The 25,074-nt window shown below is 40.2% G+C and carries 20 protein-coding genes; 14 read left to right on the forward strand and 6 right to left on the reverse strand.

Annotated elements, in window-relative coordinates:
- Positions 1 to 128: 128 nt before the first annotated feature.
- Positions 129 to 863 (reverse strand): LytR/AlgR family response regulator transcription factor, encoded by a 735-nt coding sequence (locus tag U735_RS0124160; protein ID WP_031446283.1) that lies wholly within the window; start codon positions 861 to 863, stop codon positions 129 to 131.
- 318 nt (positions 864 to 1,181) lie between these two features.
- Between U735_RS0124160 and U735_RS25640 the strand changes: the two genes are divergently transcribed.
- The 4 genes from U735_RS25640 (at position 1,182) to U735_RS0124180 (ending at position 10,138) form a co-directional block, all read left to right on the forward strand.
- Positions 1,182 to 1,355, forward strand: a complete 174-nt coding sequence (locus U735_RS25640; protein ID WP_157365041.1) for a hypothetical protein — start codon at positions 1,182 to 1,184, stop codon at positions 1,353 to 1,355.
- Between the two features lie 495 nt (positions 1,356 to 1,850).
- On the forward strand, positions 1,851 to 5,849 hold the full coding sequence (locus tag U735_RS0124170) for a two-component regulator propeller domain-containing protein (RefSeq protein ID WP_051892322.1): 3,999 nt from the start codon (positions 1,851 to 1,853) through the stop codon (positions 5,847 to 5,849).
- 699 nt (positions 5,850 to 6,548) lie between these two features.
- A complete protein-coding gene (locus U735_RS0124175; protein ID WP_031446286.1) occupies positions 6,549 to 7,535 on the forward strand; it encodes a ribonucleotide-diphosphate reductase subunit beta in 987 nt (328 codons plus the stop codon).
- A 131-nt stretch (positions 7,536 to 7,666) separates the two neighbouring features.
- The gene (locus tag U735_RS0124180; protein WP_031446287.1) at positions 7,667 to 10,138 is read left to right on the forward strand and encodes a ribonucleoside-diphosphate reductase subunit alpha; all 2,472 of its coding nucleotides are present in this window, start codon (positions 7,667 to 7,669) and stop codon (positions 10,136 to 10,138) included.
- Positions 10,139 to 10,619: 481 nt separating this feature from the next.
- Here U735_RS0124180 and U735_RS0124185 read toward each other — a convergent pair whose 3' ends face one another.
- The 3 genes from U735_RS0124185 to U735_RS0124195 all read right to left on the reverse strand — a co-directional run bounded on the left by U735_RS0124185 (position 10,620) and on the right by U735_RS0124195 (position 14,002).
- Positions 10,620 to 11,534, reverse strand: a complete 915-nt coding sequence (locus U735_RS0124185) for a hydroxypyruvate isomerase family protein (RefSeq protein ID WP_031446288.1) — start codon at positions 11,532 to 11,534, stop codon at positions 10,620 to 10,622.
- 108 nt (positions 11,535 to 11,642) lie between these two features.
- Complete coding sequence (locus U735_RS0124190) at positions 11,643 to 12,290, reverse strand: gluconate 2-dehydrogenase subunit 3 family protein (protein ID WP_031446289.1); 648 nt, start codon at positions 12,288 to 12,290, stop codon at positions 11,643 to 11,645.
- Positions 12,290 to 14,002: a GMC oxidoreductase gene (locus tag U735_RS0124195; RefSeq protein ID WP_031446290.1), complete on the reverse strand. Its 1,713-nt coding sequence runs from the start codon at positions 14,000 to 14,002 to the stop codon at positions 12,290 to 12,292. The genes U735_RS0124190 and U735_RS0124195 overlap by 1 nt, the downstream gene beginning before the upstream one ends.
- Positions 14,003 to 14,137: 135 nt before the next feature.
- Here U735_RS0124195 and U735_RS0124200 point away from each other — a divergent pair, with 135 nt between their 5' ends.
- The 4 genes from U735_RS0124200 to U735_RS0124215 are packed head-to-tail and all read left to right on the forward strand — an operon-like array spanning position 14,138 to position 17,983.
- The gene (locus U735_RS0124200) at positions 14,138 to 15,127 is read left to right on the forward strand and encodes a sugar phosphate isomerase/epimerase family protein (protein ID WP_031446291.1); all 990 of its coding nucleotides are present in this window, start codon (positions 14,138 to 14,140) and stop codon (positions 15,125 to 15,127) included.
- A gap of 11 nt (positions 15,128 to 15,138) precedes the next feature.
- Positions 15,139 to 15,582 (forward strand): DinB family protein, encoded by a 444-nt coding sequence (locus U735_RS0124205; RefSeq protein WP_031446292.1) that lies wholly within the window; start codon positions 15,139 to 15,141, stop codon positions 15,580 to 15,582.
- A 16-nt stretch (positions 15,583 to 15,598) separates the two neighbouring features.
- A complete protein-coding gene (locus U735_RS0124210) occupies positions 15,599 to 16,828 on the forward strand; it encodes a nucleoside permease (protein ID WP_083260558.1) in 1,230 nt (409 codons plus the stop codon).
- A gap of 18 nt (positions 16,829 to 16,846) precedes the next feature.
- The gene (locus tag U735_RS0124215) at positions 16,847 to 17,983 is read left to right on the forward strand and encodes a Gfo/Idh/MocA family protein (protein ID WP_031446294.1); all 1,137 of its coding nucleotides are present in this window, start codon (positions 16,847 to 16,849) and stop codon (positions 17,981 to 17,983) included.
- 71 nt (positions 17,984 to 18,054) lie between these two features.
- Here U735_RS0124215 and U735_RS0124220 read toward each other — a convergent pair whose 3' ends face one another.
- Positions 18,055 to 18,516, reverse strand: a complete 462-nt coding sequence (locus U735_RS0124220) for an ASCH domain-containing protein (RefSeq protein WP_031446295.1) — start codon at positions 18,514 to 18,516, stop codon at positions 18,055 to 18,057.
- A gap of 61 nt (positions 18,517 to 18,577) precedes the next feature.
- A complete protein-coding gene (locus U735_RS0124225; RefSeq protein WP_031446296.1) occupies positions 18,578 to 20,281 on the reverse strand; it encodes a GMC oxidoreductase in 1,704 nt (567 codons plus the stop codon).
- 144 nt (positions 20,282 to 20,425) lie between these two features.
- Between U735_RS0124225 and U735_RS0124230 the strand changes: the two genes are divergently transcribed.
- The 6 genes from U735_RS0124230 to gmk all read left to right on the forward strand — a co-directional run bounded on the left by U735_RS0124230 (position 20,426) and on the right by gmk (position 25,057).
- Entirely contained in the window at positions 20,426 to 21,478 is a 1,053-nt protein-coding gene (locus U735_RS0124230; RefSeq protein WP_031446297.1) for a sugar phosphate isomerase/epimerase family protein, read from the forward strand.
- Between the two features lie 17 nt (positions 21,479 to 21,495).
- A complete protein-coding gene (locus U735_RS0124235) occupies positions 21,496 to 22,272 on the forward strand; it encodes a 3-keto-disaccharide hydrolase (protein ID WP_031446298.1) in 777 nt (258 codons plus the stop codon).
- A 25-nt stretch (positions 22,273 to 22,297) separates the two neighbouring features.
- On the forward strand, positions 22,298 to 23,122 hold the full coding sequence (locus U735_RS0124240) for a 3-keto-disaccharide hydrolase (RefSeq protein WP_031446299.1): 825 nt from the start codon (positions 22,298 to 22,300) through the stop codon (positions 23,120 to 23,122).
- The gene (locus U735_RS0124245) at positions 23,123 to 23,494 is read left to right on the forward strand and encodes an SdpI family protein (protein ID WP_031446300.1); all 372 of its coding nucleotides are present in this window, start codon (positions 23,123 to 23,125) and stop codon (positions 23,492 to 23,494) included. It begins immediately after the preceding gene.
- 115 nt (positions 23,495 to 23,609) lie between these two features.
- Positions 23,610 to 24,467: a YicC/YloC family endoribonuclease gene (locus U735_RS0124250; RefSeq protein ID WP_031446301.1), complete on the forward strand. Its 858-nt coding sequence runs from the start codon at positions 23,610 to 23,612 to the stop codon at positions 24,465 to 24,467.
- On the forward strand, positions 24,467 to 25,057 hold the full coding sequence (gmk, locus tag U735_RS0124255; protein WP_031446302.1) for a guanylate kinase: 591 nt from the start codon (positions 24,467 to 24,469) through the stop codon (positions 25,055 to 25,057). Before U735_RS0124250 ends, gmk begins: the two co-directional genes overlap by 1 nt.
- The last annotated feature ends 17 nt before the right edge of the window (positions 25,058 to 25,074 follow it).

The raw sequence follows: 25,074 nt of genomic DNA on the forward strand, positions 1-25,074 counted from the left end.
ACCTGCGAATTGGCCTTGGAAAGAGAAAGAGTGGCAAAAACTAAAAAAAAAAAGAAGCTAACTTTATTTAAGAATGGAAGTCGACAAATGATAGAAAAAAATAAAGAGGGAAATTTCATAATGATAGATTATATTAAATCTAGAAAGTCGGACTTTTTCTGTCTTGAAACAGGTATTTTATGGTTGGACTGTAATATTACGTAACCATCTGTTTTAAGAAACTCCTTTATTTTATTAAGGTTGATAATAAAGGAATTGTGAATTCTAAAAAAAGTATCCTTAGGTAGTATCTGATTTACCTCCTTTAATTTTTTGGTAAGCAAAATTTTTTGTCCATCGCTTAAAAATAAGGTACTGTAATTCCCATCGGATTCAGCAAATAGAATTTCATCACTTTGTAAAAATAATAATTTCCCGTCTGTATTTATAGTAATCTTTTTTTGAAGCGAATCGGAATTGAATTTCAACAATATTTTCTCCAGCTTTTCTGCAGTATAATTTTTGCTGTTGAACTTTTTTATTTTAGCGATGGTAGCATTTAAATCATCTGTGTCTATTGGTTTTAGAAGATAATCTATTGCTTCGTTCTTAAGGGCTTTTATCGCATATTGGTTATAGGCAGTGGTGATGACCACAGGAAATTCCTTGTTATGTAATTTCTGAATAAATTGAAATCCGTCCATTGTGGGCATTTCTATATCCAGGAATAAACAGTCTGGAGGGTTTTGCTCCAAATATTTTAACGCCTCAAAAGGATCCGTAAAGGAAGCTACCACTTTAATTTCATCACTAAAGTTGGTCAGCTCCCAAGAAAGACTCTGTAGGGCTTTAATTTCGTCGTCTACTAAAACTGCTTCTAACATAGTATAGGAAAGATACTCAAAATTAGAAATATTGTTCGTTAAGCTTTTAATATTTTGTGTCAATGGATTTGAATTGAGTATAGTTGGTGGTTATTGGATTAAGATTGGACCTTTAGGGAAAGATAGACTTGGGATAATGGTTTTCATCTGGGAATGGAATTAGAAGTATCTTGAATTTGCCCAATGTCATTTATACAGGAATTTTTACCATTTACACAATTAAGGGGTATATGCTCTTACATTTCATATACATTTGGTTCACCAATTGTTTTCTTCAAAGGGAAACATATTGGGTTTGATAGAACCAAAACCCAGGTGATGAATAAATGTATAGCTTTTTTTATCGTTTTAGTTTTAGTACTTGTTGTTGCTGTTCTTACGGACAATGAGCGGGCAACTTCCCATGAAAACAATTTAGTGGAACATAAGGTAGATACAAATAAAAATAGGTCTCTTGTTGATAATAAGGCTGTAACGGACAGGAGGTATTAAGAATTTAGTTTTGTAAAAATGATCTATAAACGGTTTATAATAATCAAGAGCATTCAATGACCATATATTAATTAGTAAAATTAACTGCCAAAAAAAGTGCGGTCCTGTAGGATTTTTTAATACGAACATGTCATTGTTGCGAAACTATCCGAAGGATGTTGATGTAAATTTGAAAAACGCAATCAACTTGTAGGTTTTGGAATGCGCATAGTCTTTAGGTTTCGGGGGAACTACCTAAACTTGTGTTTCCGATTCTCGTAATTCATAAACTCATTGCATCTGTTGGATCGCACCGATTTGGTGGTTATTTTTTTTCTTCTCTAAATGAATTTTAGAATAATGGGCCTAGCCTCCCAGGCCGCAATTCTTGTGTGGTCTATATTCCTAAAACAATATTTTCATTGATTTCTTCTCGGATATATCTTATCTTGTATCTAACCAATCAGGATAGGACCAACCGTGGACAAGAAAAAATTACTAAAACTTATCTTCACGATGTTCATTGGTGCAATTTATTTTAATTGTGCCCAGAGACTTTATGCCCAAGATCAAATCAAATTTAGACAGCTCTCGGTTAATGACGGACTTTCGCAGAACAGTGCCGTTTCCATTGCCCAGGATAGTATAGGGTTTTTGTGGATTGCCACCCAGGATGGCCTTAACAAGTACGATGGGAGTACCTTTAGTATATATCCTTTTACGTTTGCCGATGTTACCAGGGCCACACATAGCTATTTAGGGAAGGTTTATGTGGATAGGAAGGGTCATGTCTGGGCCATTCCCAATGATCGAATTCCTTATAAACTCGAAACCCAGTCCAATATTTTTGTTCCGCTTCAAGGAATTAACGACGCTAGTTCCATTTTCATGGATAAGGATTTTAATCTGTGGATAGGCACCTACTCCAACGGACTCTATTTAAAAAAGGCGGATAAGGAAGGGGTTGGTCAAATGCTTTCACCCAATATTGCGGGGGGCACTATTTATAACATCACCCAAAATGAAAAGGGTGCCCTATTGTTGTGCATGGACAATGAAATTGTGGAATATGATTACAGTAACGTTCGCGTACAAAAGGTAAAGGCCCAAACAACCAATGGCAATAGGGTAGTTGCCAATTTTAGTGATATTGCTACAGATAAACAGTCTAGGGAATGGATAGGCACTTTTGGCGCTGGACTTTATTTTAGGAATTCAGGGGAGAACGTATTTAAACGCGTGGAAGATTTGGGCTTTAAAGACAGTTTGTCAATGGATTTGAATATAACCGACCTGCATTTGGATGCAATGGATAGACTTTGGATCGCAACTTATGGGCAGGGACTCTATCTAATTAATTTTGAACAATTGTCAATTACCCATTTTAGTACAGCGAAGCATAACCCCACTGCCCTTCATTACAATGATATACTTAGTATTTATGAAGATTATTCAGGAACACTATGGTTTGGAACAGATGGGGCGGGAATTAGTTATTACGATCAATATTTGGAGAAATTTAATTCTTTTACGGATTATCAAACACCAGAGAATGTAAGTATAGATGTTGTTAGGTCTATTGTGGTAGATAGGGAGAAATCGGTTTGGATTGGTACTTCGGGCAAAGGTTTAACGCAGTATGTCCCAGAAGAAGATAGTTGGCGGACCTTTAAGGCGGGAAGCGAAAATGAAAATACCATTTCTTCCGATCGGGTCATGAGTTTAATGATAGATAAAGAGGATAATTTATGGATCGGAACCCAGGATGGCGGCCTAAACATGAGGGATGCCAAAGGTGATTTTGTGCATTTTTCCGATAAAAGTGAAAGTTTTCTTTCGGCAAATACCATTTGGTCCATTTATCAAGATGAGGAGAATCGGATCTGGTTGGGGACACGGGACCAAGGTCTTATTCAGTTTGATAGGGTGAAGGGTGAATTAAGACGGTATGATTACGATCCAAATCTTCAAAATAGCATACCCAGTAATAATGTAAGGGTAATTACCTCAGATGGCAAAGGAAATTTGTGGATAGGTACCGAAGGTCATGGAATTGCATTATTTGATATTAAGGAACAGACATTTACAACCCGCCAATTTGTATCGAATGGAAATTCCTTATCAAGCAATAGGATAAAATGCCTGTACTATGCACCCAATGATATACTCTGGATAGGTACCAATGGTTCCGGACTCAATGCGTACGACATTGAAAATAACAAGTTCTACGATTACAGTGTAAGGGACGGACTTGCCAATAATGTGATATACGGGATACTGTCAGATAATGAAGGATCCCTATGGTTAAGTTCCAATAAGGGCATTACTAAATTTACCCCGGCAGCCAATTTGGGGGATGCCCCCAGCATTGTAAATTACAATAATTATGAGGGCTTGGCGACAGAATTTAATACCGGTGCGTATTTTAAGGATGCCGATGGTAATCTTTATTTTGGGGGTTTGGACGGATTTTATTGGTTTAAACCTAAAAACATTAAGGAAAATACCATAGTGCCAAAGATTGCGATTACTGGTTTTGATGTGTATAATACATCCTTTCCAATCACGGATGGGCTGGCTCTGAAAGCAAATCAGAACACCCTATCCTTTAGCTTTTCCAGCCTGCAATATTCACTTCCAGAAAAAAACCAATACCAATATAAATTGGTAAATTTTGATAGTGATTGGGTGTATTCCGGGCAAAAGAACTTTGCTCGTTATACAAGATTGCCTCCAGGGGAATACGAATTTCAGGTAAAGGCCAGTAATTATGATGGGGTTTGGAATCATGAACCGGTTGGCTTTACTTTTTCCATTATGTCTCCATGGTATTTGACGCCCATAGCCAAATTTTCTTATGTTTTCTTGATTTTATTGCTGTCTTACGGTGTTTATAGTTATCTAAAATGGCAATGGCGATTGCAATTGAACTTACGCTTGAAAATGGAAGAAACCGAACGGTTTAAAAAGCTAAATCGTTTTAAATCAAAACTATATACCGATATCTCACATGAATTCCGAACTCCTCTGACCTTAATTGCTGGGCCTGTGGATTCGAAATTATCCCAGGGTGGACTGTCAGATATGGATTTTGCAAATTTTTCCATGATCAAGAGGAATGTAAACCGTTTAATAGCCTTGGTGGATCAGCTACTGCATTTGGCAAAATTGGAAAAGGGGAAATTAAAATTAAAGATTTCTAAAGGTGATATGGGTCTTTTTTTAGGGATGCTTACCTCTTCTTTTAGGTATAGGGCCGGTATCAAAAGGATTGATTATAAGGTTGATATAGATGAGTTGAGTCCTGTTTGGTTCGATGAGGATGCATTGGAAAAAATTATTATCAATCTTCTTTCCAATGCTTTCAAATATGTGAGTGAAGGAGGAATGTGTCAGTTCATTGCCAAAAGGGATGACGGAAGAGTGCAAATCAGTGTCAAAAATACGGTAGCACAATATTCAGAGGTGGATCTGGATAACCTCTTTACCCGATTCTATCAGCAAAATGAATATTCGGAGGGTGCCGGTGTTGGTCTTTCTGTTGTAAAGGAATTGGTGAGTTTGTATCAAGGAACCATAACCGTGCAAATGGAGGAATCAAAGCTCATCCACTTTTTAGTGACTTTGCCATTAATGAAGTCCCATTTTGCAAACTTGGACGTTGTGGAATTAGGAAAGGAGCCGGATGGCCCCCACTTAAATCCAGATTGGAACGATTATAAATTACCTATGCAAGGGGCTGCTCCTGATGGCGATTCCGGTGCCTTGCCTATTTTGTTAATTGTTGAGGACCATAAGGAGGTACGGGAATTTCTAAATTCGGCTTGGAAAACCAGGTATACGATTGTGGAGGCAGTCAATGGTCTTGAAGGAATAAATACCGCGCTGGAAGTGGTTCCGGATATTATAATATCTGACGTACGAATGCCTCTTTGTGACGGAATTGAACTTTGTAATAAATTAAAGACCGATGAACGGACCAGTCATATCCCCATTATTTTGCTTACGGCGGGAGTAGGTGAGGATCATGAGCTTCTCGGTTTGCAATCCGGGGCAGATGATTTTATTACCAAGCCCTTTAAATTAAAGATACTTCAGGCAAGGGTGGATAACCTTATTGGAAACCGAAAAATGCTACGGACCCGATATAGCCATGAGTTAATATTGGAGGCTAAGGACATAGCACTTACTCCTACGGATGAAATGTTTCTAAATAAATTACAAAGCGTTTTGGACGATAATCTTGCCGACCCTCACTTCAACGCGGTGGCTTTTTGTGAAAAGTTGGCTATGAGCCGCATGCAGCTTCATAGGAAACTTTTGGCCTATACCGGACTTTCCACTACTGCTTTTATTAGATCACAACGATTAAAACAGGCCGTCCATATTTTGAGGACCTCGGATGCATCCATAAGTGAAATAGCCTATGCCGTTGGTTTCAATACTCCCTCTTATTTTATCAAGTGTTTTAAGGAAACCTATAAGAAAACACCTACGGAATATCAGGACACCTAGGAATAGTACAACGGAGTACCAATGTTACATTTATTGCATACTTTGTTACATATCGCATATTCCTTCCGGATTATACAAGATATATTTGGAGTGTAGATGATTTGCCCAACCAACTAACGAAATGGGGTTTTTTGGATGCCAACATCTGCCATAGGTAGGATTTAGCGTGAACAATTACATTTCGATTTGGATAAAACCTATTGCGAAATATTAAAATACTATATTAACTCAAACTCCACAATTATGACAACTTCAAACATTAAGGCCGTAAGTTTAGTTTTTTTAGCAATGCTTGCCATTTCGGTATTTATGATCTTGGCTGCATTATCTCTCTAATTTTTTAAACTTAAATTAAAATAGACAAAAGGCAATTTCGTATACATGACTGTACAAACCAAGGGTTGGTTTTTGATAATGACATGTATAAACCAAAGAGTATGTTTTTTATATACTTTTTGGTTTATTTTTTTGGGTTAATATTTTCAAGAAAACCGTTCGGCTTTTTTTCATTTTGCTTTGTACTACAAAGGTAATGAACATCACTAGCGAAGTAACATTTCAACATTTTGTGTTAAAAACTTTGTGGTTAATAATGCTTATTGGGCTTTAGATATTGGGGGTATTTTGCAATCTTTGTTATCTCCTATCGAGGGCAAATTTTCGCCTAAGTTTAAGAAACCCTATAAATCTAAAAAAGATATGTCAGCAGCTATAGAGCCGATTCTGAAAGAAAACCTTAACCGATTTGTTATTTTCCCTATCAAACACCATGATTTGTGGGATTGGTACAAAAAATGTGAGGCTAGTTTTTGGACTGCTGAAGAAATAGACCTGCACACGGATCTTAATGATTGGACCAACAAGTTGAATAGCGATGAACGTTATTTCATAAAACATATTCTAGCGTTCTTTGCTGCATCTGATGGTATTGTGAATGAGAACCTAGCTGAAAATTTCGTAAGTGAAGTTCAATATGCCGAGGCAAAGTTCTTCTACGGTTTTCAGATAATGATGGAAAATATCCATTCTGAAACCTATTCTCTCTTGATCGATACCTACGTAAAGGATGAAAAGGAAAAAGACCTGCTTTTTAATGCTATAGAGAACTTTCCGGCCATAAAGAAAAAGGCGGATTGGGCTTTGAAGTGGATAGAGTCTCCAAGTTTTGCGGAGCGCCTAATTGCCTTTGCGGCAGTGGAAGGTATTTTCTTCTCAGGTGCATTTTGCTCTATATTTTGGCTTAAGAAAAGAGGGTTGATGCCAGGACTTACTTTTTCCAATGAACTAATATCCAGGGATGAGGGGATGCACTGTGATTATGCTGTTCATCTTCACAACAATCATCTTATAAACAAGGTGCCCAAAGCTCGGATTACCGAAATTTTGGTGGACGCCCTGAATATTGAAAGGGAATTCATTACGGAATCTCTTCCGGCCAGCTTAATTGGAATGAATTCAAAGTTGATGACACAGTACTTGGAGTTTGTAACGGACCGTTTGTTAGTGGAGTTGGAATGTGATAAAGTCTACAACTCTACCAACCCTTTCGATTTTATGGACATGATTTCCCTACAGGGTAAAACCAATTTCTTTGAAAAAAGAGTGGCGGAATATCAAAAGGCAGGTGTCATGAACAAAGATAAAGACGACGATTCCCAGAAAATCAGCTTCGACGCGGATTTTTGATGAGTAGTAGTATAGTAGAAATCCCCTTTGGGTTATAAGGGGATTTTTATGCGATTAATTTGATATGTTAACGTTTTTAACATATTGGGCCATAACCCAAAATTAAGTATCATTTAAAAAATTGTAGCAACATGTATGTAGTAAAAAGAGACGGAAGAAAAGAGCTGATGATGTTCGATAAGATCACGGCCAGAGTAAGAAAATTGTGTTATGGCCTTAATGACCTGGTGGACCCGTTAAAGGTAGCCATGAGGGTAATTGAAGGACTATATGACGGGGTAACTACTTCGGAGCTGGACAATCTGGCTGCTGAGATTGCGGCTACAATGACTACCTCCCACCCGGATTACGCAAAATTGGCGGCACGTATTTCTGTTTCCAACCTACATAAGAACACCAAGAAATCTTTTTCGGAAACGATGAAGGATCTTTATGAATATGTAAATCCTAGAACCGGAAAAAAGGCACCTTTACTATCCGATGAGGTTTATGAGGTTGTTGCTGCGAATGCGGATAGGTTGGACTCTACCATTATTTATAACCGGGATTTTGGCTACGATTATTTCGGATTTAAGACCTTGGAACGTTCCTATCTTTTGAAATTGAATGGGAAGATTGCAGAAAGGCCACAGCATATGCTTATGAGGGTGTCCATTGGGATTCACTTGAACGATTTGGAATCGGCCTTGGAGACCTATGAGTTGATGTCCAAAAAGTATTTTACCCACGCTACACCTACCTTGTTTAATTCGGGTACCCCTAAACCTCAAATGTCCTCTTGTTTCCTTTTGGCAATGAAGGACGATAGTATTGATGGTATTTATGATACGCTAAAACAAACGGCAAAAATTTCACAATCTGCTGGCGGGATAGGTCTTTCCATACACAATGTACGGGCCACAGGCTCTTATATCGCAGGTACCAATGGGACTTCCAATGGTATTGTGCCCATGCTGCAGGTTTTTAACGATACTGCGCGTTACGTAGATCAGGGCGGTGGAAAGCGTAAGGGTAGTTTTGCTATCTATGTGGAGCCATGGCATGCGGACATATATGATTTTCTGGATTTAAAGAAAAATCACGGTAAGGAAGAAATGAGGGCCAGAGACCTTTTTTATGCCATGTGGATTCCGGATTTATTCATGAAAAGGGTAGAGGCCAATGAAAACTGGACCCTAATGTGCCCTAATGAATGTCCTGGGCTCTTTAACCATCACAGTGAAGAATTTGAGAAGTTGTATACCAAATACGAAGCGGAAAGCAAAGGGCGTAAAACTGTGAAGGCCCGTGAACTTTGGGAGAAGATTTTGGAGTCACAAATAGAGACTGGTACGCCGTATATGCTTTATAAGGATGCCGCCAATAGAAAGAGCAACCAACAGAATTTGGGGACTATTCGCTCGTCCAACCTTTGTACGGAAATATTGGAATATACTTCCCCGGATGAGGTGGCAGTATGTAATTTGGCTTCCATTGCACTTCCAATGTTTATTAAGAATGGCGAGTTTGATCATAAAGAATTGTTTAGGGTAACAAAACGTGTTACCAAAAATTTAAATAGGGTAATAGATAGAAATTATTACCCCATTAAGGAGGCCGAAAATTCCAATATGCGCCACAGGCCTATTGGTTTAGGTGTTCAAGGTTTGGCAGATGCATTTATTATGTTGAGATTGCCCTTTACAAGTGATGCTGCCAAGGAACTGAACCAAGAGATTTTTGAGACGCTTTATTTTGCTGCGGTTACCGCCTCTATGGAAATGGCAAAAGAGGAAGGCGCTTACTCTTCCTATGAAGGTTCCCCAATATCCAAAGGAGAATTCCAGCACAATTTGTGGGGGGTTAAGGATGAAGAGTTGTCCGGTAGATGGGATTGGGCAAAATTGCGCAAAGAAGTGAAAAAGAACGGGGTTCGCAATTCCTTATTGGTGGCTCCAATGCCTACTGCTTCCACATCTCAAATATTGGGTAACAATGAGTGCTTTGAACCATATACCTCCAATATATATACGCGTAGGGTTTTGTCCGGGGAATTTATTGTTGTGAACAAGCACCTATTGGAAGATTTGGTGAATCTTGGACTTTGGAACGAAAATATGAAGCAGGAATTGATGCGTGCCAATGGTTCCGTTCAGCATATAGAGAATATTCCTGCCGAGATTAAGGAGCTGTACAAAACGGTTTGGGAATTGAGTATGAAGGATATTATTGATATGTCCAGGCAACGTGGATATTTCATAGACCAGAGTCAGTCCCTAAACCTGTTCATGGAGAACGCCAATTATTCAAAACTTACTTCAATGCATTTCTATGCCTGGAAGAGCGGACTTAAAACAGGAATGTACTATCTAAGGACCAAAGCTGCGGCAGATGCCATTAAATTTACCTTGGATAACAGCAAGAAGCAGGAAGTGCCCGTGGTTGCAGAGGTAGAAACCACAGTAGTGGCCCCTGCTGTTGCCAAGACCATTAAGGTGGAGGCCACTTCCGCCAATCCACAGGAGGCGGATGTTCAACCCATGACGGCCGCTGAGATGAAGGAATTGATCGCCAAGGCAAAGGAGGGTCAGGCAGATGATGATTGTTTAATGTGCGGCTCCTAAATGGCTTGTAAAGCATAATTAAGAAACAAAAAAATCCCCGAAGTACTCTTCGGGGATTTTTTTGTTTATAGAAACAGGGAAATATAGAGAATTACTCCTCCCAATTATTGTAGATCAAGATATTCCTATCTATTGGAGATATAAGGTTTTAGTAAAAGCGCGCATAGGAACGCTATACAGTAAATTACCAGAATTGTGATGTCCTTATCCATTTTGCCCCGGTTTAAATGGCTTTTAATTATATACGGTGGAAATTGAATAATGGACTATAATTATCTCAGAAATAAGAATATAGATTGATACACCATTTTTATTTTTTAAAATGATGGTGATATATTATTCGACCTAGGACGAATAATATCAAGTAAATTGCTATGGTGTAAAAATAAAGTTCCATCTTGTTTCTTTGACGGGGAAACAAGATGGAAACTTTCTAAAAACAACGTTAAATTCGGGGCCTTGGCCTTAAAAGGAATTTCGACTATAAAAAATTGTCTTCTGATTTATAGGCGTTTATCACGGCCATTTCACCTTCTTTGTCAGGTTTTGAATTTCCGTGTTCCATGCCTAGAACTCCTTTGAATCCCTTACTGTGTATATACTTGAATACATTTTTGTAATTAATTTCTCCTGTAGTAGGCTCTTTTCTGCCTGGATTGTCCCCTATTTGGATATAGTCGATCTCATCCCAGGTAAGTTCCATATTGTGGATCAGGTGACCTTCGGTTTTCTGCATATGGTAGATGTCGAACAATATTTTACAGGAAGGACTGTCCACCCCTTTACAGATCATATAGGTCTGATCGGAATTCTGCAGGTATAGATCGGGAGAGTCGGATAAAGGTTCAAGTACCATTACCAAGCCGTGGGGTTCCAAAATCTCTGCACCCCTTTTTAATGCTTCAATAACATTGCCATCCTGAATGCCGATCGGGAGTTTTCTTTCGAATCCACCGGGCACAACGGTCATCCATTTGGCATTGACTCGTTTGGCCACCTCCACGGCTCTTTTGCATCCGTCCAAAAAGATATCTATGTACTCCTGTTTGCCTGCGGCCAAGGTATTGGCCATGTTGCCTCCCTTGTCTATCACAAAAACACCCATGGTCATTCCTCTTTTGGCCAAGGTTTCGCCAATTTTGGTTTGGGTTGCCACATCCCTGCCCATCATACCATTGTCTTCGAATGCTGTAAACCCTTGGTCGGCCATAAAGTTTATTTGGTCTATAAGGTCATCGCCTGCAAGGTTCTTGAACATCCCAAAATGAGGGGCGTATTTTAAGTTGAACGTATGTTTCTGATTTAAAATAGGCTTGGCCCCATAGGCCAAAGAACCTCCTAGGGTAACCGCACTGCTGGTTAGGGCAGTTTTTTGGATAAAATCTCTTCTTTTCATTTTTTTGGATATGGTTGGAATATTATAAAAATAGTGCTAAAAGAACAGAATGCCATTGGCTATCCCAGTTCTTTTAGCTTTTTTGCAATTTTTGATAGTCATAATAATTTATAGGGACCAAGCTTTTCCCCCGGTCAGTTCCTGAAGGTCTCCACAGGCGATAAATTCACCAGGTACTGGCAAATAGGGCAGTACATTTTCTCCTACAAACTCGGATGACTTGTAGCCCAATATCACCAAGCCTCTTAAATTGTTGGCAAAGGCAAATCTAGACGCTTCATCCTCCAAGGAGGCGGTTTTGCCAGCCTTTACCGATTCGGTGTAAGAGTTTATTACCTTAAAGTTCTTGGCTTGGTCCTCTTTGGAAATTTTGAGGGCACTGGCAAGTACCGGTTCCAAATCTTCAGGGGTCAGGTCTGCAATTTCCTTTTTGCCGGAATCCTGCAGGGCCTTGTCCGTAAATTTCCCCATAGTCATCTTTAAAAGATCCTGCTGTTCCTTCTCCATTACCTGATCGGCAAAACGGTCAATAAAAATATGGACCTGTACTTCGGAGGCAGAAGGCGTGTCTGTCTTGGGGATTATAATATCTACCAAATGTGTAAGAACAGATCCTTCGGCAGATGTTAAAAAATCCGGAGTCCATACTATTGCAGCGTCTTTTTTACAACTTTGGACGATGCTGATCAAGGTTGGGGTGGCTACGGTGTATCCTAATGCCAGCCCCATATTCTTTAGTGCTTTTCTTCTATCCATTATATATTTCCTTTTTTAAGTTCTTTTACCGCATGGTCGGCCGCCCTAGCTGTAAAGGCCATGTAAGTCAATGATGGGTTAACACAACTGGCTGAGGTCATAAATGCCCCATCGGTAACATAAACATTGGGTACATCGTGTAATTGGTTGTTGCCGTTGAGTACAGAGGTTTTTCTGTTGCGTCCCATTCTAGCAGTACCCATTTCGTGAATGCCCAGCCCTAGACCGGTTGGACCGTCATGTCCTTTAACATCGCGCAATCCAGCCTTTTCCAGCATTTCTACCGCAGATTCCTGCATGTCCTTACGCATGTTGAATTCGTTTTCCTGTAAATCGGCGTCAAAGGTTACCGTAGGCAATCCCCAGCTATCCAATTTCTCGTAATCCAAGGTCATTCTGTTATCTTCATAAGGGAGCACTTCACCAAAACCGCCAATGCCCATTCTCCATCCTCCAGGTTTCAAAATACTGTCCTTAAAGTCTTTTCCGTAAGAGAGTTCAGCAACGGTTTCTTCCCAATTTCCTCTACTGGCTCCACCTTGATAACCGAAGCCACGCTTGTAGTCTTTTCTGTCGGAAGCACCTCCTAGATTCCTAAATCTTGGAATATATATTCCATTAGGTCTTCGGCCCTTGTAATATTTGTCCTCGAAGCCATCAAATTTACCGGAAGCACCTACGCCTAGATGGTGGTCCATAATATTTCTTCCCAATTGATCCGAGTCGTTGCCCATACCATTCGGGAAGCGGTCAGATTTGGATTGCATCAATATGGAAGTGGACGCTATGGCGGAGGCGCACAAAAAAATGACCTTTGCCTTAAACTCATGAGTTTCCTTGGTCAACCTGTCTATAACCTTTACCCCGGTAGCCTTTTTGGTATCGGGATCGTACATTACTTCATGGACAATGGAGTCCGTACGCAAGGTCATGTTGCCTGTGGCTTCGGCAGCTGGCAGGGTAGATGATAAACTACTAAAATAGCCTCCAAAAGGACATCCTCTTATACATCTATTTCTATATTGACATTTGGTGCGCCCGTCAAAATTTTTGGTCCCCGTAATATGGGCAACCCTACCTATGGTTACTGCGCGGTCGTCAAAGCCTTCAGTAACCTTGTTCTTAAAGTGCTCTTCCACACAATTCATTTCCATGGCCGGCAAAAAATCACTATCCGGCAACTGTGGAAGGTTAAGTGCTTCTCCACTTACACCTATAAATTCTTCCACCTTAGAGTACCACGGGGCAATATCTTTATAACGTACAGGCCAATCAACCGCAATCCCATCTTTTAGGTTGGCGGTAAAATCAATGTCGCTCCATCGGTAACTTTGACGTCCCCATTGTAAGGACCGCCCACCCAAGTGGTAACCTCTCATCCAGTCAAATCGTCTTATTTCATTGTACGGATGTTCCAAATCGTTTACAAACCACATTTTGCTTGCCGCATTGGTGGTATATCCTGTTCTATTCTGTTTAGGCTGTTTTTCAATATCTTCCCTAGTAGGTTCCCCGGCATTTGGAAAATCCCAAGGATCTAGATTGGCCGTCTCGTAGTCTTCGATGTGTTTCACCATCCTTCCACGTTCCAGAACAAGGGTTTTGAGTCCTTTTTCGCATAATTCTTTGGCGGCCCAACCTCCGCTAATTCCCGTGCCTACGACAATTGCATCATAAGAATCCTGCACTTCATTGTTATTCAACTTGCTCATTTATGAAATTGTTTATTTAATAAATTTATTAAATATAAAATTAATTTTTTACATTTAAACCCTATATATATTAATACTATGGCACTATAACGTTATAGTAAATGTTAATTCTTGGATTTAATCTCAATACTCAAAATGAAGCGTAAAAATTTAAAGATCAAAGGAATCAGTGTTGTATTGCTTGCCTTATTAATAAGTGTGTTGTCTTGTAAGGAAGCTCCTAAAGAGCAGCCTAAAGATATGGAGACCTCAGAAGTATCCATGAAAGCTGAGGAACCGTTTTTTAAATTGTCTTTGGCCCAATGGTCCATGCATAAAATGGTGCGTCAAGATGGAGTTGATCCATATACATTTGCCGAGAAGGCCAAGAATTGGGGTTTTACAGGATTGGAGTATGTAAGTGGTTTATATTATAAGGAATTGGAGGCTGCTAATTTTTCCAAGGAAGCCATGGCCGCCTTCGTTGAAAAATGTAATGCAGAAAGCAAAAAACATGGTATGCAAAATGTCCTGATAATGATCGATGGTCAAGGAGATCTTGCTACTACGGATGCCCAAAAAAGAAAGGAAGCAGTTGAAAACCATTATAAATGGGTAGATGCGGCTGCCGATATGGGTTGCCACGCCATTAGGGTAAACCTGTCAGGAAGCAAGGTTCCCGATGAGTGGATGGCCAGTTCTGTTGATGGTCTAACCCAGTTGGCCACCTATGCCAAGGGAAAAAATATTGAAGTTTTGGTGGAGAACCATGGCGGGCTGTCGTCCAATGCGGCTATGTTGGCTGAGGTTATGACCAAGGTAAATATGGACAATTGCGGTACCCTTCCTGATTTTGGCAACTTCTGTATTGAAAGAACTAAAGATGGTTGCGCCGAGGAGTATGACATTTATAAAGGAATTAGTGAACTAATGCCACATGCCTTGGCCGTAAGTGCCAAGTCTTACGATTTTGATGCCGACGGTAATGAAACTAAACTGGATTACCCAAGAATACTTAAAATAGTTAAAGATGCAGGTTATACCGGCTTTATTGGTGTGGAATACGAAGGAAGCGTTTTAAGTGAGGAGCAAGGAATTATCGCTACCAGGGATTTATTGATAAAAGCAGGTAAGGAACTTAATTAGCATTATATTTTATGAAGGCTTTTTTCAATCAGCTGTTCGATTATAACTTTTACTGTAATAAAAAATTGATTGAAGAGTGCCAAAAGCTGGAAAATGTTCCAGAAAGGACAACGGAGCTCTTCAGTCATATATTAAATGCGCACCATATTTGGAATTCCAGAATTCTTGGTAAAAAAGTGGAATACGGTGTTTTTCAGTTACACTCTATAAAGGATTGGGGCGACATACATTATGAAAATCAAAGGAGCTCTTTTGAAATAATCACCAATGTGGATAGTTTTGAAAAGCGCTTGGATTACGAGAATTCCCAGGGTAGATTGTTTACCAATACCATTCAGGATATGCTGTTTCATATCATAAACCATTCTACGCATCATAGGGCCCAGATTTCTGTGGATTTCAGAAATAACTCCATTGAACCCCTGGTCTTGGATTATGCCTTTTATAAGCGATGAATATACCAGCTAGACCGTGAATGTAAAAACCAAAGTTCAGTTGTCCTTAATGATGTTTCTCGAATTTTTTATTTGGGGAGGTTGGTTTGTAACCCTTGGCACTTTTTTGGGACAGAATCTCAAGGCCACTGGAGCTGAATCGGCAATGGCATATTCAACCCAATCCTGGGGAGCCATAATTGCACCTTTTATTATAGGGCTAATAGCGGACAGGTATTTCAACGCAGAGCGAATCTTAGGGATTTTGCATCTTCTTGGGGCTTTAATGATGTATCAAATGTATGTGGCCGTGGACTTTGCCGGTTTCTACCCCTATGTACTGGGATATATGATTCTCTATATGCCGACTTTGGCCTTGGTGAATTCTATCTCCTTCAGCCAAATGAAAAATCCCGCCAAGGAGTTTTCTTTTGTTAGGGTTTTTGGTACTATAGGTTGGATTGCGGCCGGACTAATAATTAGTTTTGTCTTCCTATGGGATTCGGAAAGCTCCAGGGAACTGGGCCTTCTGAAAAATACTTTTTTAATGGTGGCTATTGCATCTGCTGTTTTGGGGGTTTTTAGTTTTACCCTGCCCAAAACACCACCAAAGCTAAAAACGGATGAAAAGGTTTCCATTTCGGACATTTTGGGATTGGATGCCCTTAAACTTCTAAAGGATAGGAATTTCTTTATTTTCTTTCTTTCATCTATTTTAATATGCATTCCTTTGGCCTTCTATTACCAAAATGCAAATCCTTTTTTGTCAGAGATCGGAATGGAAAATCCAACAGGTAAAATGACTATTGGTCAGGGTTCGGAAGTTTTGTTCATGTTGTTATTGCCATATTTCTTTAAGAAATTTGGATTTAAGAATACCTTGATTGCCGGGATGTTGGCTTGGACCATTAGATATTTTCTATTTGCTTACGGAAATGCCGGAGATTTGGCCTTTATGTTAATATTGGGGATTGGCCTGCACGGTATTTGCTATGATTTTTTCTTTGTGTCCGGACAGATTTATACGGATTCAAAGGCAGGGAACAAATTTAAGAGTGCTGCCCAGGGATTGATAACACTGGCCACCTATGGAGTTGGAATGTTGATCGGGTTTTGGGTGGCAGGAGAAATAACGGATAGTTATAAAATTGGCGAAGGTGTACACAGCTGGAAGGATATTTGGACATTTCCTGCTATTTTTGCCTTAGGGGCAATGGTACTGTTCGCAATATTTTTTAAAAACGAAGAAGTTGAGTATAAAGAGTAACTTAGGAATAAATACATTATGAGCAAGAAAATTAGATTAGGAATTTTAGGGGGTGGAGGAGACTCCCTTATAGGGGTGTTGCATAGAGTGGCATCGCAGATTAATGATAATTACGAAATTGTTGGTGCAGTTTTCAATCCTGATTTTGAGGCAAATGTTGCTTTTGCCAAGGAAATAGATGTACCTACGAATAGGATCTATAAGGATTTTGATACCTTGGTGGAAGAGGAATTGAAACTTCCGGAGACAGAACGTATACAGGTATGCTCTGTACTTACCCCTAACTTTTTGCATTTTCCTATGGCCAAGAAGTTGTTGGAAAATGGGTTTCATGTAATTTGTGAAAAGCCCATGACCACCACCTACGAGGAGGCTAAAATATTACAGGCTACCTTGGAAAAGGCCAAGACTGTTTTTGCGGTTACCCATACATATACAGGGTATCCCATGGTTAGGCAAATGAGGGAAATGATAAAAGCCGGTGCTATTGGTAAAATTCACAAGGTGGATGCGGCATATTACCAAGGTTGGATCAACTCTATTATCCATGACAAGGCCAAACGCTCAACAGTTTGGAGATTGGACCCTAAAAAAGCCGGTATCAGTTCATGTATGGGAGATATAGGGGTGCATGCCTTTAATATGATAGAATATACTACCGGACTGACCATAAAATCCATTTTGGCAGATTTCAACTATTTGTACGAGGATAATCAAATGGATGTAGACGGTACGGTATTGATCCGAATGGATAAGCACGTGAAAGGGGTTATTCGCTCAAGTCAGGTTGCTACCGGGGAGGAGAACGGACTTTCAATTGCCATATATGGAGAGAAGGGCGGACTAAGATGGGAGCAGGAAAATCCCAATTACCTTTATGTCCTTAGCGATGACAAGCCGCTTCAGGTTTATAAGCCTGGCCATGCCTATAATTCCAAGTTGTCCTTGAATGGAACTAAATTGCCTCCAGGACATCCCGAAGGTATTTTTGACTCTATGGCCAATATTTATTTGGGTGTTGCAAGGGCCATTCGAGGTGAGAAATATAACGATGGCGAATTCCCTACCATGATGGATGGTGTTCGTGGGCTCGATTTTATAGAGAGCACCGTGGAGTCCAACAAAAAGGGGAACGTTTGGATCAATTTGAAGTAATACAGGAATTAGTTAAAATAAAAAGGGCCGCAATTGCGGCCCTTTTCTATGGTTTTTTTAGGTGCTAGAGACTATCCGTATACCTTGTTAAACTCTACACAGACCACGATCATACTATCACGGGGGACACGTTCAAAAGGAGCCAATTCACGGGAGAAATAATCCCAGTGGAATTTTTTCCAATGTTCCAGACTTTTATCCCCTAAGCCGTCCAATAGAACATAGTCTTTAGTAATACTAAAAAATGGCTTTAGTTTTACGGCGGTTGTCCTAACTATACATTTTGCATTGCCATTCCAATCGGTAAGGATTATAAAGGCTCCTATTTTAGGCAGTGGTTCCTTGCGGTTTTGAAGACCTAACAGGGAAAAGGTCGTCGCTTTCTTAAGGTTTTTTAGAACTAGATCCAATCCGTGGTCGGCATCTTGTTCATTATCGCTAAAGTGAAAAACTTTAGGTGCTTCTTCAAAAGCAAATTCCAAGTGGGCGTCCAAAAAATCACCCCACATATTTCTAGCCGAAGCATTGTCCATTCTAATAAGGTCTAATATTTAACAGTAACGGTAAAATACATTAATTATTTCTCGAAGGATGTTATGAAAATTTACCCGCCTTCAATTGTTTGGCAGCATGATTTGCCGCCCTGGCCGTAAATGCCATATAAGTCAATGACGGATTTACACAATTGGAAGAGGTCATAAATGCACCATCGGTGACATATACATTAGGAACATTATGTATTTGGTTATTTTTGTTCAAGACCGAAGTTTTGGGATCATGCCCCATACGGGCGCCTCCCATTTCGTGTATTCCCAATCCTGGATAGGAAGATTCCTCATAGGAATGTACATCCTTAAATCCGGCCGCTTCAAACATTTCCACGATAACTTTTATGATATCCTTGCGCATATTCAACTCGTTTTCCTTGAACTCAACGTCAAAGGCCAATTGTGGAAGCCCCCATTTATCTTTTTCAGTAGGGCTTAATGTAACCCTGTTGTCGTCATACGGTAGGAATTCTCCAAATCCGGTAACACCTATGGTCCAATGACCGGGCCTTAAAATACTTTCTTTGAGTTCTTTTCCGAACCCCAACTCCCCTATGGCTTCCGACCAATCGCCTCTACTGGCCGTACCTTGAAATCCGAATCCACGTACATATCCATCACGCTTGGTCTTTTCATCCATATTTACGAATCGTGGAATATAAAAACCATTGGCGCGGCGACCTTTATAGTATTTATCCAAATACCCATCTACTTTGGCGGTTGCCCCTAATTTGTAATGATGGTCCATTATTCCTCTACCTAAGGCGTCCGAGTCATTTCCGAGACCGTTGGGAAAGCGTTCGCTTTTTGATTGTAACAATATACCAACAGAAGCCATGGCTGAAGCGCAGAGAAAAATTACACGGGCCTTGAACTCCATTTTTTCGTTGGTCTCTGCATCTATGACTCTTACCCCAGTCGCTCTTTTTGTTTTATCGTCATAGACAACTTCGTACACAATGGAATTTGGCCTGAGCGTCATATTACCAGTTCTTTCTGCAGCCGGTAAAGTAGATGAATTGCTGCTAAAATAGCCTCCGAAAGGGCAGCCACGCCAGCATCTATCCCGATTTTGGCAAACTCCCCGACCTTCAAAATCTGCATTTGGATCTGTAATGTGTGCGGTGCGACCAATGGTCACCAAACGACCATCATCAAATTTTTCTTCGATAGATTTTTGAAAGTCCTCCTCTACACAATTCAATTTCATGGGGGGTTGAAATTTGCCATCGGGCAATTGTTTTAGCCCTAGCGCTTGTCCACTGACCCCTATATATTCTTCAACTTTGTCATACCAAGGTGAAATGTCCTTATATCTCACAGGCCAATCAATACTGATGCCTTCCTTTTTGTTGGCTTCAAAATCAATATCGCTCCAACGGTAACTCTGTCTGCCCCAGGTTAAGGAACGCCCTCCAACCTGATAACCTCTTATCCAATCAAATCGTTTGGTTTGAACATATGGGTGCTCCAAATCGTTTACAAAGAAATGCTTGTTGCTCTCATCCGGCGCCCAGTTCAACCTACTTTGTATGTGATATTTTTCTTTATCGGATTTAGATAATTTACCTTTTAATGGGTAATCCCATGGGTCATCGTTCATTGTGCGATAATCCTCGATATGCTTTACCATTGGTCCTCTTTCCAGCACCAAAGTCTTTAACCCATTCTCACAAAGTTCTTTAGCTGCCCAACCTCCACTAATACCGGTACCTACAACAATGGCATCAAACATTTCACTCTGATTCATTCTATATTTCTTGTTTTAATTCTGATGCTTTTCCTATATTTATAACTTCGCATTTGTAGGCATAGGCTACAAACTTTAAATATAGGATTTTTATCCTAAATGTTAACAAAGCTTATTTTCAATTACAATTAATAAAAAATCAAAATGAAAACAATTAAAGGGCCGGCAGTATTTTTAGCGCAATTTGTCGATGAAAAAGCACCATTCAATTCATTGGATGGCATGTGTAAATGGGCATCCGATTTAGGATATAAGGGAATACAAATACCTACCTGGGTAGATTTTCTTATTGATTTGGATAAAGCTGCCGAGAGTCAGACCTATTGTGATGAGTTAAAGGGCAAGATAAATTCCTATGGACTGGAAATTACAGAGTTGTCTACACATTTACAAGGACAATTGGTGGCAGTTAACCCTGCCTACGACCTTATGTTCGACAATTTTGCGCCGGACAAGGTGAAGAACAATCCAAAGGCACGTACCGAATGGGCCATAGATGTTGTTAAAAAAGGAGCCACAGCGAGTCGTAGGCTGGGACTAAAGGCACATGCCACTTTCTCCGGCTCCCTGCTATGGCATACTGCCCATCCTTGGCCTCAAAGACCAGCGGGATTGGTGGAAATGGGCTTCGAAGAGTTGGCAAAAAGGTGGTTGCCCATCCTTAATCACTTTGATAAGGAAGGTGTAGATGTATGTTACGAAATCCACCCAGGAGAAGATCTTCACGATGGGGATACTTTTGAGCGTTTCTTGGCGGCTACCGGGAACCATAAACGAGTGAATATTCTGTACGATCCAAGTCATTTTGTACTTCAACAATTGGATTATATTGCGTATATAGACCATTATCACGAATTCATAAAATCGTTTCACGTTAAGGATTCGGAATTTAACCCGACAGGTAAAAAAGGTGCCTTTGGAGGTTTTAATGATTGGGGCGACCGTGCAGGTAGGTATCGTTCGCTGGGCGATGGACAGATAGATTTTAAGTCCATCTTTTCTAAACTTACGCAGTACGGCTGTGATGTTTGGGCGGTAATGGAATGGGAATGCTGTATAAAAAGTCCGGAACAAGGGGCTAGGGAAGGTGCCAAGTTTATCCAGGACCATATCATTGAGGCCACGGAGAAAACCTTTGACGATTTTGCCGGTGCAGCTATAGATAAAGCAGTATTGAAGAAAATATTAGGACTATAAAATCAATTAAAAGAGAAATGAAAAAATTAATTTTTAGTGCCCTTATAGCTGTCATGGTTATGGGATGTAAAGAGAAGACAGATAAAAAAGACATGGACGTGGATTCGGATCCCAATCCAATGGCAAATTCGGATGAAATGGCTCCAGAGGTAATCGAAGAAGGCGAATGGCAGGTGTTATTTGACGGGACCAATTTCGATGCCTGGAAAAGGTATTTGGAAGATGGCGTTGGGGACGCCTGGAAGATAGAGGATGGAGCCATGGTATACTATCCGCCAAAGGAGCGTAAGAAAGGGGAGAAATATAATTTAGTGACCAAGGAAGACTTTACCAATTTTGTACTATCAATAGATTGGAAAATCTCTGAAGGTGGTAATAGCGGTATATTTTGGGGGGTTAAAGAAGTAGAAAGTCTACCCGAAGCCTACCATTCAGGACCGGAAATACAGGTATTGGACAATGAAAAACACCCGGATGCAAAAAATGGACCTGTACGACAGGCAGGGGCTTTGTACGATATGGTTGGTCCTAGTGAGGACGTTACCAAACCTGTTGGGGAATGGAATACCTGTGTAATTACCGTAGACCACAAAACCAATAAAGGGAATGTGGTATTAAATGGTACAGAAATAGCTTCTTTCCCAGTACATGGAGAGGAATGGGAGGCTATGATCGACAAGTCTAAATTTAAGGGATCGGAGCATTTTGGAAAATACAGGACTGGAAAAATAGGATTACAGGATCATGGGGATGTAGTTTCCTTCAGAAATATTAAGATAAAAACATTGGACTAAACCGTTAATGGATAAGCCTATGAAAATGAGATCTATTTATGTCCCGTTATTATTGTTCTTGGCATTTGCGTGCAAGGAAAAAGTTGAAGTGGATCCATTGGAGCCAAAAGACATAAACGCAACAGGGCAAGAGATTGTGGTACACGGGGAATACTCGGGTAAGGAACCTACCACTCCTGAGGAGACCGAGTTTTATAAACCGGTGCCTCCTGTAGTAAATCCGTACGACCCTATTAAAAAAGCTCCAAGTGATGCCATTGTACTTTTTGGCGGGGACAATTTGGACAATTGGATCAGCTCAAGGGATAGTACGGCGGCCAAGTGGATCGTGAACAATGATGGTAGCATGACCGTTAACAACAAGACAGGGGATATTCAGACGGTGCAAAATTTCGGAAGTATCCAATTGCACTTGGAATGGAAATCTCCTGCAGAAGTTCAGGGAAAGGGGCAAAGTAGGGGCAATAGCGGGGTCTTTTTAAATGGGCTGTACGAGGTTCAGGTTTTGGACAACAATGACAATGATACCTATGTAAATGGACAAGTCGGATCCATATACAAGCAGCACGTACCTCTTGCTATGGCATCTGTTCCCACCGGAGAATGGAATACGTATGACATTATTTATCATGCCCCGGAGTTTAATGATGAAGGGGATAAAATTAAATCCGGAACCATAACGGTTTTACATAATGGGGTACTGGTTCAGGACAATGTTGAGATTAAGGGAACCACTCCCTATATAGGTTGGCCCAAAAACCCGGCCCACGGTAATGGTCCTTTAAAACTACAGGACCATGGGGACAATAGTAGGGTAAGTTACAGGAATATTTGGGTTAGGGAGCTATAAATGGATTGGGTGTTTTTCTTGTCAGCAACAGCGCCCGGTCTAGTTTTAACAATTATTTCCTGTATCTATAAAGTACATCCACCCAAGAGCATCAATTATCTTTATGGCTATCGGACGCTTAGAAGTATGCGGAACCAGGAAACTTGGGATTTTGGCAATGCTATTGGGGCCAAAATGATGTTGTGGGTTGGTATTTCAACTTTTATGGCTGGGGCAATTGCCTATTTCATTACTCCCCGTTGGGCTATGGGTATTTCTACATTTTTCTTAATTGTGGCCATATTTGCGGGGATTTTTTGGTGTGATCACCAATTGAGGATTAATTTTGATAAAAATGGAAAGCCATTATTTGGTAAAGACCCATCCAATTGAGGAAGAGGTTTTATATTAAAAGAATAGGTTATTTGTAAGGAATTATCCAGGTTCCTGACCATCCTTTATACAAACCCCAATTTTATTTACCTTTGACAAATTCTAAAAACAATTTATGATCCAATCAATGACAGGGTTTGGGAAGCATGTAATACAACTTCCATCTAAGAAAATTACTATTGAAATCAAATCCCTCAACAGCAAAAGTCTCGATTTAAACGCTAGAATACCTTCCACATACCGGGAAAAGGAGTTGGAATTGCGCAGGACTATTGCAGGTTCATTGGTCAGGGGCAAGGTAGATTTTTCACTTTATATAGAAAATACCGGAGCAGAGACCTCTTCGGAAGTAAACGAAGTAGTGGTAAGGCAATACATGAAGCAGTTGGGGCATATTGTTTCAGGGAATGAAATGGGCCTGTTGGAAATCGCTATGCGCATGCCCGATACCATGAAAACTGAAAGAGAGGATATTGATGAGGAGGAATACAAGGTCATAAAGGAAGCATTGGACGAAGCGCTAAAAGAAATAAATATTTTTAGAACGGAAGAAGGTAAGGTTTTGGAAGCCGATTTTGAAGCCAGAATAAGCGTTTTAAAGAGTTTATTGGAACAGGTGGCACAAATGGACCCCGATAGGCTGTTAACGATAAGGGAACGACTGGAAAAGGCTGTTGCGGACTTAAAAGCCGATCTGGATACAAATCGTTTTGAACAAGAGCTGATCTATTACCTTGAGAAATATGATATCACGGAAGAAAAAGTCCGTTTGCTAAATCACTTGGATTATTTTGCCGCTACCCTTAAATCGGACGACTCCAATGGTAAGAAGCTGGGCTTTATTAGTCAGGAAATAGGCAGGGAAATCAATACCATAGGTTCCAAGGCAAATTTTGCCCCTATGCAACAGTTGGTGGTGCAGATGAAAGATGAATTGGAAAAGATCAAGGAACAAATGCTTAACGTTTTATAATGAAAGGAGGAAAGCTAATTATTTTTTCTGCCCCCTCGGGCAGTGGAAAAACTACTATCGTCAAACACTTATTAAATCAGCCGGAGCTCAATTTGGCTTTTTCCATTTCTGCAACCTCCAGGCCCAGACGGGGCAAGGAAAAGCACGGTGAGCATTATTATTTTATGACCTTATCCGAATTTAAGAGGCATATTAAGAACGATGACTTTTTGGAATGGGAAGAGGTGTATAGGGATAATTTCTACGGGACTTTAAAAAGTGAGGTAGACCGACTATGGGCCGAGGGCAAGAACGTAATTTTTGATATAGACGTGGTCGGCGGCTTGCGAATTAAGAAGAAATTTCCTGATCAGACGCTTGCTGTCTTTGTAAAGCCGCCCAGTGTTGATGAACTTAAGATTAGGTTGAAAAAGCGCAGTACGGAGTCCGAGGATAAAATAAATATGCGGATTGCGAAAGCCTCTGTAGAATTGGCCACTGCCCCTCAATTTGATGCCGTAATCAAAAATTACGATTTGGACACTGCTTTGGACGAGGCGCATAAATTGGTAGCGGAGTACATAGGTGTTGAAGTGAAAAGTAAAATTTAGTAAACCAAGGCCCGATT

This window comes from Arenibacter algicola (genome assembly GCF_000733925.1).
Lineage (GTDB): Bacteria > Bacteroidota > Bacteroidia > Flavobacteriales > Flavobacteriaceae > Arenibacter > Arenibacter algicola.